Source organism: Pseudomonas sp. MWU13-2100 (assembly GCF_023242365.1).
Classification (GTDB): Bacteria; Pseudomonadota; Gammaproteobacteria; order Pseudomonadales; family Pseudomonadaceae; genus Aquipseudomonas.
In genome coordinates this window covers 105,927-117,411 of record NZ_JALLIX010000010.1, presented here as the reverse complement: position 1 = coordinate 117,411, position 11,485 = coordinate 105,927, and the positions used below count along the sequence as shown (strand labels likewise).

The window sequence follows — 11,485 nt, the reverse complement described above, 5'->3', positions numbered from 1 at the left end:
TTTGTGAAGGGATTCACAGGTGATACCTGAACTTCCAGGTATCAAGGCTAGAAATGGTTTGAGCGTCCCGGGGGCGGCGGAAGGATTTCGTTCCCCCCGACGACAGGATTGCAAGCTACTTCTGATATGCAGGATCAGCATATGAATCAACAGACGAATGCAAAAGATGTAGAGAAATCCCACATTTACCTGGAACTGGGAAAACTGGTTTCCAGCGTCGGAAACGAGACGTTTCTGAGCAACATGCATCAGTTGATCAACGCCTCGGTGGCGGTCAGCCGGGTTGAACTCAGTGAGTGGACCGTCGACGACAGCCAAGCGTCAGTGCTCGACGTCCAACTGCTGGGCTACGCCGGTGCTGAGTTGAGCCCGCAGATGCAAGCGGTCTGCCCGACCAATGCCAAGCATCGCAACGACCATCCGCTGGTCAAGCGCGTACTGGAAGTGGAAGACGCACTGCTGATCCACCTGAATGCGCGGATGAAAAACGAGAAAGACAATAACTGCCTCGGCACGTCCCATCAGTGCAGCCTGATTTCGCGCAAGGCCAATCGTTGCTGTGTGATCTCGCTGCACCGCCCGCGGGTGGAACGCGACTTCTCCCTGCAAGAGCTGTCCTTTTTGAAATACCTCTCCGAGACCTTGCTGCCCCTGACGGAGCGACATGCCCGCGCCCATCGCCAATCCAGCACAAAAAGCCCGGGTGGATCAACGCCACGCAGCTTGGTTGCCCTGGAACAGACGCAACTGCAACGCGAGTTCAGCGAGCGTCTGAATGCTTGCGAGGTCACGCTCTCGGTGCGGGAAAAAGAGGTCTGCCTGGGGCTGCTGGCTGGCGGCACGGTACCTGAGATCGCAGAAAGACTCTGCGTCAAGAACAGTTCCATCGAAACCTACCTCAAGCGTTCCGCGGCCAAGCTGGGTGTCAGCGGGCGACATGGGTTGGCCAAGTGGATGATAGGAGCATAATGAATAAATCCCTGTGCCCATGGCTGGCCGTCGCCTTTGCCCTGAGCGGCTGCTCGCTGATTCCTGACTACCAACGCCCCGTCGCGCCGGTCGCCGCGCAGTACCCGCAGACCCCCGCCTATGCCCCGGCGCTGTCCGGGCCGATGGCCGCGGACATGGGCTGGCGCGAGCTGTTTCGCGACCCGACGCTGCAACAATTGATCGAACGCGCGGTGCTGAACAATCGCGACTTGCGCGTGGCAGCCCTCAACGTCGAGGCCTACCAGGCGCAATACCGCATCCAGCGTGCCGACCTGTTTCCGGCGGTCAGCGCCAATGGCACCGGCACCCGTCAGCGCCAGCCGGCGAGCATTACGCAAACCCGCAGCGCGGTGACCAGTGGCAGCTACTCGGCGACCCTGGGGATCAGTGCCTACGAACTGGACCTGTTCGGCCGCATCCGTGCCCTCAGCGACCAGGCGTCGCTGACCTATCTGTCCAGCGAAGAAGCCCGGCGCAGCACCCAGTTGAGCCTGGTGGCCAGTGTCGCCAACGCCTACCTGACCTGGCGCGCCGATCAGGAACTGCTGGCCTTGACCCAGGACACCCTCACCTCCTACGAGAAAAGCCTGCGCCTGACCGAACGCAGTCACGACGTCGGCACCGCTTCGGCCCTGGCCCTGGCCCAGTCGCGCACCTCGGTGGAAAGCGCGCGGACCAGCCTGGCGACCTTCCAGCGCCAGGTCGCCCAGGACCTCAACAGCCTGACCCTGCTGGTGGGCACCGCAGTGGCCGACAGCCCGCCGAGCCGCCCATTGGCCGCCGACTGGTTTGCCGAAGTGCCGGCGGGCCTGCCTTCGGACCTGCTGCAACGGCGCCCGGACATTCTCCAGGCCGAATATCAATTGCAGTCGGCCAATGCCAGCATCGGTGCCGCCCGGGCCGCGTTCTTCCCGAGCATCACCCTGACCGCCAACGCCGGGACCTCCAGCAACGAGCTGTCCGGGCTGTTCAAGGGCGGTTCGGGGGGCTGGCTGTTTCAGCCGCAGATCAATATCCCGATTTTCAACGCCGGCAGCCTGCAGGCGAGCCTGGATTACTCGAAGATCCAGAAAGACATCCGCGTCTCGCAGTATGAGAAATCGATCCAGACCGCCTTCCAGGAAGTCTCCGACGGCCTGGCGGCACGCCAGACCTACAAGAATCAACTGAAGGCGCAGAACGATCTGGTGCAGGCCAACCAGGAATATTACCGCCTGGCGGAGCGCCGCTATCGCATCGGCGTCGACAACAGCCTGACCTTCCTCGATGCCCAGCGCTCGCTGTTCAGCTCCCAGCAGACCCTGATCACCGACCGGCTGTCGCAACTGACCGCCGAGGTCAATCTGTACAAGGCACTGGGCGGTGGCTGGACGGAACGCACGTCAAAAACCCTGTGAGATCACTGAAGATGGGCACATTCGAACCTGGTTCACATGTACGCCTGCGCTCGGGCGGCAAGATAATGGTGGTCAAGCACGGCTCGACGACCACCCATCTCCCCGACACCCTGCTGGTGCTGTGCGAGTACCGGGCCAAGAACCGTCTGGTGCAGGGATTCTATTCCGCCCGGGATCTGATCCCCGCACCCCGGGAGCCGGTGCCGGCCAGCCAGGGCTGAATGCAGGCCTTGCCAGCGCAGCCGATTGATCCGGGTTAATCGACAGTACCCGTTGAAACACCGACCTGTAGGCGCCGGCTTGCTGGCGATAGCGATTTTTCAGGCGACAACGATGTCGACTATCAGACCGCATCGCCAGCAAGCCGGCGCCTACAGGGGTTTGCGGCGTTCTCAAATACTCATTAACTGCTCGGCATTGGCGTTGCCACGCCCGGCATGGCTTGCCGGACCCTGCCGGTGCTGGCGACAAAGTCCCCCTGACGCAGCAGCACCAGCGCGATCAGCGATACCACCCCCGTGCCGACATAGAAGTACCAGGGCGAGGTAATGTCTCCGGTCATTTTGATCAGCCAGGTGGAAATCAGCGGTGCGCTGCCACCGAATACCGCCACCGGAATGTTGTACGCCACCGCGATGCCGGTAGAGCGGATACGCGTGGGCAACAACTCGCTCATCAGCGCGTAGGTCGACGAGGCATAGAGCCCGAAGAGGATAGCCACCGCCATCAGCGGCCAGAAAAACGAGGCCGCCGTCGCCGTCGGTGCCGACTTGAACAGCCAGTACATCGCCAGGGTCGCCAGGGTGCCCACCACCAACAGGAACGGCTTGCGCCCGTAGCGGTCGGTGAACGCGCCGCCGAACGGCATGACAAAGGCCGCCGAGAAGCTGGCGGTGAAGACGTAGAGCAGGGTCGTGCCGCTGTCGAACTTGAGAATGCTCGACATATAGGTCGAGGCAAAGGTCAGCACCAGGTAGAAGATCGAGCTGTGCAGGGTGATGATAAAGAACACCAGGGCAATCGCCCGTTTCCACTGCCAGACTTCCCGCAGCGGCGCCTTCGAGGTCTGCCCGGCCTGTAGCAAGGCGAGGAACTCGGGGCTGTCTTCCAGCTTCAGGCGGATGTACATCGAGATCAGACCCAGGGGCGCGGCCAGCAGAAAGGGAATACGCCAGCCCCAGTCCTGCATCAGCTCCGCACCCAAGGTCCAGGTCATGCCGTTGACCACCGCGCCGCCCAGCAACAGACCCAGCACCGCCGTGACCATCAGCCAGCAGGTGGCAAAACCACGCCGTCCGGGGCCGGCGTATTCGGAAATGAAACTGGTGATGGTGCCGATCTCGCCGCCGGCGGAAAAGCCCTGCACACAGCGGATCAGCACCAGCAGAATCGGCGCGGCGATCCCCAGCGTCCCGTAGGTCGGCAACAACCCCAGCAGGCAGGTGGAACCGGCCATCATCACCAGCACCGTGATCAGGGTCTTGCGCCGGCCGATCTTGTCCGCCAGCGGACCGAAGAACAACCCGCCCAGCGGTCGGATGAAAAAGCTCAGGGCAAAGGCGGCGAAGCTGGCGAGCAGACTGGTGGTAGGGTCGTCGGAAACGAAGAACGACCTGCCGATATATACCGCGAGAAAGCCGTAGACGCCGTAGTCATACCACTCGATCAGGTGGCCCGAAGTCGCACCGATAAACGCCCGGCGCCGTTGCCGGGCCGGGTCTGTGTGTTGCATACCCATAGAAGGGACTCCTGTCTGATGACTATCCATAAAGGGGGGGTTCAGGGAACAAGGGTGCCATCGGCGCCGGCCTTCAACCACAGGCGCAACTCGGTCTTGAGGACCTTGCCGTAGCTGTTTCTCGGCAACGCACTGCGAAACACGTATTTCTTCGGTTTCTTGAACGAGGCCATGCGCTCGATAAACCAGGTATTGAGCGACGACTCGTCAAGGGTCCCGGCCATGCGCGCGACCACGAACGCTACCACCGATTCGCCCCACTGTGCATCCGGTTCACCGACCACACAGACTTCAAAGACCCCCGGGTGTTGCGCCAGCACTTCCTCGACTTCCCGCGGATAGACGTTGCAACCGCCGGAAATGATCACGTCCTTGGAGCGGTCGGTGAGGGTCAGGTAGCCGGCATCGTCGACAAAGCCCACGTCACCGGTCAGCAACCAGCCCTCCACCAGAGTCTGGCGGGTCGCCGCCTCGTTACGCCAGTAGCCCTGCATGACAGTGGGCCCGCGCACGGCGATTTCACCCATCCGCCCGGACGGCAATGGCAGGTGCCCGGGGTCGAGGATGCTGATTTCCACGCACGACTGGGCCCGTCCCACGGACGCGGCCAGCAAGGCCCAGTCGGGGTGCTGGCGGTCGGCGATCAACTCCCTGGACAAGGCGCTGATGGTCATCGGGCTCTCGCCCTGCCCATAGATCTGCACCAGCCGTGGGCCGAAGGTGTCGAGGGCATCCTCCAGGTCCGCCAGGTACATGGGCGCGCCGCCGTAGACGATGGTCTTGATGCCCTCGCCGCCATAACCCTGCCGGCGGGCCTGCTCGACCATGCGCTTGAGCATGGTCGGGGCCGCGAACAGGCTGATGTTGCCCAAGCCACTCGCCAATGCGAACAGCTCGTCGGCCCTGAACCCTCGGGACTCCGGGACCACATGCCGTGCGGCGCGGCGCACATGGATAAAGTTGTAGAGGCCGGCGCCATGGGACATCGGCGCCGCATACAGCACCGCATCCTCGGCGCTGACCGGATCGACATCCAGCGGATAACACAACGACATCGCCGTCAGGTTGCCATGGCTGAGCATCACCCCCTTGGAGCGACCGGTGGTGCCGGAGGTGTAGAACAGCCAGGCGAGGTCATCGGCCTGCCGCGGCCAAGGCGTGAGCAACTGCGTCGAAGCGGTCGAGGCGAACTCGCCCATGTCCTCGCGATCCAGCTCTCGACAGCCCGACAACGGGGTATCCGGCGCGAACACCTGGCCGCCATCGGTGAAAATCAGCCGGGCCTCGGCGTTCTCGACAATCCACCCCGCCTCCACCGGGTGCAGCTTGCAGTTGATCGGTACCGCCACGGCGCCGACCCACCAGACGGCGTAGAGCAGCTCGAGGTATTCACAGCAGTTCTTCATGAACAGCGCGACACGATCGCCGGGAACAATCCCCTGCTCGTTGACCAGGTACGCCGCCCGGTGCCGGACCAGGGCGACAAAGGAAGCATAGTTGGCGACTTGCCGCTGCCCTTCGAACAAGGCCGGACGCTCCGGGCAACGCAGGCCGGCATCGTTCAGCCAATTGGCGATATTCATGCTCAGCTCCTGCGTGCCTGAAGGACCGAGGCGTAATTGGCGACCGCCATGCCGCCCATATTGAACACCAGGCCGAACTCCGGATTCGCCGCGGCCAGGCCGATGGGCTCGCCGGTCAGTTGGCGAAAGGCCAGGGCATGCATCGAGACCCCGGTCGCGCCCACTGGGTGGCCCTTGGCTTTGAGTCCACCGGAGAGGTTCACCGGCAACCGTCCGCCGGGGCGCACGGTGCCGTCATCCAGAGCCCGATGCCCCTCGCCCCGGGGCGCCAGGCCCATGGCCTCGTAGATCAGCAATTCGGCGATGGTGAAACAATCATGGACTTCGGCAAAACCGAGGTCGCCAAGAGTCACACTGGCACTGCGCAGGGCCGCATGGATCGCCCGCTGCGGTCCTTCGAACGCGAGGATGTCGCGGCGCGCGATCGGCAGGAGATCATTGACCTGGAAGGTCGAACGGATCCGCACCTCACGGCGGAACTGCCGGGCACGCTTGGCCGAAGCCAGCACAATGGCCGCCGCGCCATCGCTGATCAACGAACAATCGGTCAGGCGCAGCGACGGCGCGACATAGGGATTGCTCTGCGAGACGTTGTTGCAGTGTTCGAAATCCATCACCCGATGCATCTGCGCCAGGGGGTTGGCCATGGCATTGGCGTGGTTCTTCGCGGCGATGGCGGCCATGGACGCCATGGGGCAGTGGTAACGCTCACGGTACTGCTGCGCGGCAAGGCCGAACAGTTGCGGAAAACTCAGGCCGGCCTCCTCGCTGTCGTTCTGGTACCCGGCACCGGCCAGGGCCCGGGTGACCTCGGCGGTGGAGTTGGCGGTCATCTTCTCGGCGCCCACCACCAGCACCAATTCGGCGGAGCCCGAGAGAATAGCGTTGATCCCCGCCTGGATCGCCGCCGAGCCTGACGCACAGGCGTTTTCACAGCGGGTGGCGGGTTTGAAGCGCAGCCCCGGATCGGCTTGCAGCAGCAGAGAACTGGCAAAGCCGTCCGGAACCATGCCCGAATTGAAATGCCCGAGGAACAGCGCATCGATTTCGGAAGCGGAGATCGCGGCGTCGGTCAGTGCCTGGCGGGTCACTTGAACGATCAGATCTTCCAGGGTAGAACCGTCAAGACGGCCAAATCGCGAGTGGCCGGCCGCAACAATCGAGACACAATCATGAATCATGGTGATTTTCTTCTTGGCATGGATCAGGCATTGCTTACAATGGCGCACCGCAGGTACCGCTCGCCAGTTAGTACAATTACCTACCTGGGTACGTAGCGGCCCGGGGCTGGAAATCGCCAGAATCGGACAGACCTTGAGGCAGGATGCCAATGACCGTCTTCACGCAACAACTGAAAGACCTTCAGCGCCTGGCCTTCATGGTCTCGCCCGCAGCGCAATTGATCACCGGCAATCGCGTGATGCTCGATTGCAACGAAGCCTTCCTGGAATTGTTCGGCTACCCTCGCGAAGAGCTGCTGGGGCAGTTGACCCTGCTGATCTACCCGTCCCAGGCGGACTACAAGACCATCGGCAATCGCAGCCTTGGCTGGTTGCGCCGCAGCAAGAGCAGCTCCTACGCCGATGAGCGTTTTATGCAGCACAAGAACGGCGAGGTGTTCTGGGCCAGGTCCCAGGGCTATACCCTGACCCCGGATGATCCGTTCAAGCTGATGGTCTGGCACTTCGAGCGCCTGGACCGGGCGCATCACGCCACGGTGGACCTCACGCCGCGGGAACGGGAAGTGTCGATGCACATCGTCAACGGGCTGACCTGCAAGGAAGTGGCCCGCAAGCTGTCGATTTCCCATCGGACCGTGGAAGTCCATCGTGCCCGCCTGATGAAAAAGATGCAGGCCAAGAACAGCGCGGAGCTGGTGTCGAAGATCATTTTTGTCGATTGAGGTCAAAGGCCACGGTCCTCCATTCGCGTTTCCTGGTCCATCCGATGAGCTGGTATTTCAGCCAGCACTCGGTGGGCCAGCAACGGCTACGGGGGCACTTGTCGAGCCTGGACATTGACCTGGCGCGCTACGTGAATATCCACCAGATCGAAACCGCCGACGCCGCGACCCGGCTGGATATATTCAAAGGTGGGGGCAGTTGAATCATTGGGCGTTGCGGCTATCAGGCCAGACCTGAGCACGCGGTGCCGGCAGATCGCGCAGCAGTTCATCCGAGGCCTGACTGAAGCGCTCCACGAGGAAATCCAGCAGCGCACGCACCCGGGGCACCTGATAGCGGTTGGCGTGCAATACGGCATAGACGCCCGCTTCGCAGATGCTGAAATCCGCTAACAGCGCTTTCAGCGTACCAGCGCGGATGTCTGCGGCAGCATCCCAGATGGTCTTGCGCGCAATGCCGCGACCGGCCAGGGCCCAGGCTCGGGCAAGCGCACTGTCGTTGGTTTCCCAGGCCTGCTCCAACGGCACGGTATGACTCCATTCCTGCTGATCCACCAGAAAGTGGAACTCATTCAAGGGTCCCGCCGAAGTCACCAGCACGATGAATTGATGCCCGGACAGTTGCGCCGGAGTGCCGGGTTCACCCTGCCGTGCCAGGTAGTCGGGCGAGGCGCACAGCACTCGCCAGTTGGGTGCCAACTGCCGGGCCACCAGCGAACCGTCGCTGGGTCGCCCGAAGCGGATCGCCAGATCCACATCGTCTTGCAGCAGGTTCGACAAGGAATCAGAAAGTGTCAGGGCGATGCTCAGTTCCGGATGCCGCGCACAGAAGATCTCGAGCCATTGGTTCAGCAGGTTGCGCCCGAAATCGGCGGACGCCGAAATCCGCACTTTGCCGCGCACGCCCTGCTGACTCGCCTGAAGCCCCGCCTCCGCGTCGTCAATGGCGCGCAAGGCTACCGCGCAGTGTTGCAGGTAGAATCGGCCCTCGTCGGTCAACCGCAATTGCCGCGTGGTGCGATCGAACAGTCGGGTCCGCAGCGCCGTCTCCAACTTGATCAACCGCGCACTCGCGGCCGCCGGCGAAAGCCCGTGCTTGCGCCCGGCCACGGACAAGCTGCCGAGGCTGGCTGCCTCAACGAACAAACGCATGTCACCCAATCGGTCAGTAGCCATTTTAAATACAGATTTGAAAGATCATCAAATATTACGCCAATTATCAAATTCAGGAAAAGCCAGCAGACTCGCCTCTCCTTCAGCAATCGAGGCACACACTAATGACCGGCAAGCAACAGAGCGCGGCGGGCATGACCACTGCGGCCGCTGTCGAGCGGCTCCCCCTGACCGCCCTGTTGGCGCTGACCCTGGCCAGTTTTATCGCCACCGCCAACGAAACCCTGCCCGCCGGCCTGCTCCCGCAGATCGCCCAAGGCCTCGGCGTCTCACAGGCCTGGGCCGGTCAGTTGGTGACCTTGTGCGCCCTGGGTTCGGGGTTGGCGGCGATTCCCCTGACCATCGCCTTCGCGGGCTGGCGACGTCGGCGGGTCCTGCTGCTGGCAGGCGGTGCTTTCCTGATCTGTAATGCGGTGACCGCGTTGTCGCCCTACCTGGCATTGACACTGCTGGCGCGCTTCATGGCCGGCGTCGCTACCGGCCTGGCCTGGAGCCTGCTGGCCGGTTATGCCCGACGCCTGGTGCCGCCCCAGTTGCAGGGCCGCGCCATGGCACTGGCCATGCTCGGCATACCGCTGGCGCTGGCGTTGGGTGTGCCGCTGAGCACCTGGCTCGGCACCCTGTTCGGTTGGCGTGGCGTCTTCGCTGTTCTGTCCGGCCTCAGCCTGGTGCTGATCATCTGGGTACTGCTCAGAGTGCCGGATTATCCCGGGCAGGCGAGCGCTCGACGACTGTCGATGCGCAAGGTCCTGGGCACGCCCGGCGTACGTCCGATATTGGTGGTCGTGATGCTCTGGATCATGGCGCACTACACCCTTTACACCTACATCGCACCGTTCCTGGCGGCCATTGGATTGGCTGATCGACTGGACTGGGCATTGCTGATATTCGGCCTGGCCGCCCTGGGCGGTATCTGGATGACCGGCCTGCTGGTTGATCGCTGGTTGCGCGGTCTAGTCCTGCTCAGCCTGGGGGCTTTTGCCCTGGTCTCGCTGATACTGGGTTTCGGCGACACGCCGACCAGCGTGACCTTCATTGGCATCGCCGTGTGAGGGTTGAGCTTCAGCGGTGCGCCGACGCTACTGCAGACCGCCCTGGCCGATGCGGCCGGCGACGGCGCCGAGGCAGCCCAGTCGATGCTGGTGACCGTCTTCAACCTCGCGTTCGCCGCCAGTGGCGTGCTCGGGGGGGTGTTACTGGAAACCCTGGGGGCGGCGGCTTTTCCCAGGGTGCAGTTGGTCTTGCTACTGATTGCCCTGGTCGTGGCCTCGGCAGCCAGGAAGCATGGGTTCAAGGCCGGGCGGCGGCACCCGGACAGACTGTTTTAATATGCCCAGGTCAACTGATGCCCCCTGAACCAGTCAACCCCTAGTGCCTGGCCAGCTCCATGATCATGCGGCTCAGCAGATAGATCCGCGGGGCGTTGCGCATCGGCCTGGATCTGTTTATGGGGTCCGGCGCTCCAGGCCGGGGCGGTGAAACCGCAGGCGAGCGCCAGGCCGAGGGTGGTGGCCAATACGGTGCACGGGAGATTGAAGATCATGAACGGATCCTTGTTTTCTTGCGGCCGCGTTGCTGTTCGAATGCTTGCCTAGCGGCTACTTCATCCTTGCGACATCTTGATGCCTGTCAGGGTGTAACACATCGGCACCTCCCAATAACCGTCTTCATAGATGTCGTAGATCTCTTCTCGGTTGGAGTGCGGGTACTCCGAGAAATGACTGATGCGCAAACCGGCACTGATAGCGCCGGTGATGATTTCGCCGAGGCCATGAGGATGCCAGTAGCTGCAGACGCCGTTGGTCTCGGCTTGGCCTTCGTAGACGATGGCCTTGTCTTCAACGACTGGGCCGGTCTGGAAGTAGGAACTGGAAATTCTCCACGGATCGGTAGATTCAGGGTCCAGCATCTCCAGGAAGGGATGGGTCTCGTAAATCACCAGCGTGCCGCCCGGTCTGAGAGTCTTCGCCGCGTGGACGAAGAATGCCTTGATGTCCGGCATCCAGTTCAGGACGCCAATAGTGATCAGGGCGACGTCGAAACCCTCGTGCAGATCGGCCGGCAACTCATGCACATCGGATTCGACGAATGTCGGTGCATGCGGGGAGCGTGCGGTCAGCTCGCGTGCCTGATCGAGAAAGGCCGAGGCCTGGTCCAAGCCCACGACAGTTCGGGCGCCCAAGGCAAATAACGAAAGCGATTCGCGGCCGTTGTTGCAGCCCAGCTGGATAACGTCCTTGCCGGCAATCCCGACTTCAAGCAAGCGCTCGGTCAGGGTTGCATCCAGGCATGAAAAGTCCGGCATGCCGACGGACTCCAGGAGAGTCGCCCAGGCGCGGCTGCTTTTGTGGTGCTCGGCGGAGGCGTTCCAGGCGTCTCGATTACTGGTAATGACGCTCTTGGCGGATGACATGCTCTAGCTCCCTTAGAATGATTCTTCGTCTGCAATAAACCTTGCCCGAGCTGTCTAGCCCGGTGCGTACACTACGGTCGCCAGTCCAATGCAGAGTCGAAAGATCGTCAGAGCGTACGTCAATTGACCAACACTAGGAAGGCGGCAGGACTCCCCCTTCTCCCGGCTATCAGGGTGCGCGCAATCGTTGTTGCCCACTATGGGGGATAGAAGATTGGACGGGGCCGCCTCCTCAAGCAATGCATCCACCACTGCACGCGCGCCTTCCACCAGAATGTACGGCAATTC

The 11,485-nt window shown here is 62.4% G+C and carries 10 protein-coding genes and 2 pseudogenes; 6 read left to right on the top strand and 6 right to left on the bottom strand.

The annotated features are described in order from the left end of the window. Nucleotides 1-141: 141 nt before the first annotated feature. The 3 genes from M5B99_RS09815 to M5B99_RS09805 are packed head-to-tail and all read left to right on the top strand — an operon-like array spanning nucleotide 142 to nucleotide 2,608. A complete protein-coding gene (locus M5B99_RS09815; protein WP_248803844.1) occupies nucleotides 142-969 on the top strand; it encodes a helix-turn-helix transcriptional regulator in 828 nt (275 codons plus the stop codon). Beyond that, nucleotides 969-2,387 carry an efflux transporter outer membrane subunit gene (locus M5B99_RS09810; RefSeq protein ID WP_248803843.1) on the top strand — a complete coding sequence of 473 codons (1,419 nt, stop codon included), beginning with the start codon at nucleotides 969-971 and terminating at the stop codon, nucleotides 2,385-2,387. Before M5B99_RS09815 ends, M5B99_RS09810 begins: the two co-directional genes overlap by 1 nt. A gap of 11 nt (nucleotides 2,388-2,398) precedes the next feature. Then, complete coding sequence (locus tag M5B99_RS09805) at nucleotides 2,399-2,608, top strand: hypothetical protein (RefSeq protein ID WP_248803860.1); 210 nt, start codon at nucleotides 2,399-2,401, stop codon at nucleotides 2,606-2,608. Nucleotides 2,609-2,790: 182 nt separating this feature from the next. On the opposite strand, the gene M5B99_RS09800 is transcribed toward M5B99_RS09805, so the two are convergent. The 3 genes from M5B99_RS09800 to M5B99_RS09790 are packed head-to-tail and all read right to left on the bottom strand — an operon-like array spanning nucleotide 2,791 to nucleotide 6,889. Further along, nucleotides 2,791-4,125: an MFS transporter gene (locus M5B99_RS09800; RefSeq protein ID WP_248803842.1), complete on the bottom strand. Its 1,335-nt coding sequence runs from the start codon at nucleotides 4,123-4,125 to the stop codon at nucleotides 2,791-2,793. A gap of 41 nt (nucleotides 4,126-4,166) precedes the next feature. Beyond that, nucleotides 4,167-5,708, bottom strand: a complete 1,542-nt coding sequence (locus M5B99_RS09795; RefSeq protein ID WP_248803841.1) for a class I adenylate-forming enzyme family protein — start codon at nucleotides 5,706-5,708, stop codon at nucleotides 4,167-4,169. A gap of 2 nt (nucleotides 5,709-5,710) precedes the next feature. Beyond that, nucleotides 5,711-6,889, bottom strand: coding sequence for an acetyl-CoA acetyltransferase (locus tag M5B99_RS09790; RefSeq protein WP_248803840.1), 1,179 nt, complete (start codon nucleotides 6,887-6,889; stop codon nucleotides 5,711-5,713). Between the two features lie 149 nt (nucleotides 6,890-7,038). Between M5B99_RS09790 and M5B99_RS09785 the strand changes: the two genes are divergently transcribed. Both M5B99_RS09785 and M5B99_RS09780 read left to right on the top strand, forming a co-directional pair. Then, the gene (locus M5B99_RS09785; protein WP_248803839.1) at nucleotides 7,039-7,611 is read left to right on the top strand and encodes a LuxR C-terminal-related transcriptional regulator; all 573 of its coding nucleotides are present in this window, start codon (nucleotides 7,039-7,041) and stop codon (nucleotides 7,609-7,611) included. 5 nt (nucleotides 7,612-7,616) lie between these two features. Continuing rightward, nucleotides 7,617-7,796 (top strand): annotated as a pseudogene (locus M5B99_RS09780) (peptidase); the annotation flags it as partial. A 19-nt stretch (nucleotides 7,797-7,815) separates the two neighbouring features. Here the strand turns inward: M5B99_RS09780 and M5B99_RS09775 are convergent. Next, the gene (locus tag M5B99_RS09775; RefSeq protein ID WP_248803838.1) at nucleotides 7,816-8,787 is read right to left on the bottom strand and encodes a LysR family transcriptional regulator; all 972 of its coding nucleotides are present in this window, start codon (nucleotides 8,785-8,787) and stop codon (nucleotides 7,816-7,818) included. Between the two features lie 101 nt (nucleotides 8,788-8,888). On the opposite strand from M5B99_RS09775, the pseudogene M5B99_RS09770 reads away from it, so the two are divergent. Continuing rightward, nucleotides 8,889-10,112 (top strand): annotated as a pseudogene (locus M5B99_RS09770) (MFS transporter). Here the strand turns inward: M5B99_RS09770 and M5B99_RS09765 are convergent. Beyond that, nucleotides 10,109-10,327: a hypothetical protein gene (locus tag M5B99_RS09765; protein WP_248803837.1), complete on the bottom strand. Its 219-nt coding sequence runs from the start codon at nucleotides 10,325-10,327 to the stop codon at nucleotides 10,109-10,111. The pseudogene M5B99_RS09770 and the gene M5B99_RS09765 sit on opposite strands and share 4 nt — an antisense overlap. Before the next feature lie 60 nt (nucleotides 10,328-10,387). Next, nucleotides 10,388-11,197 (bottom strand): class I SAM-dependent methyltransferase, encoded by an 810-nt coding sequence (locus M5B99_RS09760; protein ID WP_248803836.1) that lies wholly within the window; start codon nucleotides 11,195-11,197, stop codon nucleotides 10,388-10,390. Nucleotides 11,198-11,485 lie beyond the last annotated feature (288 nt).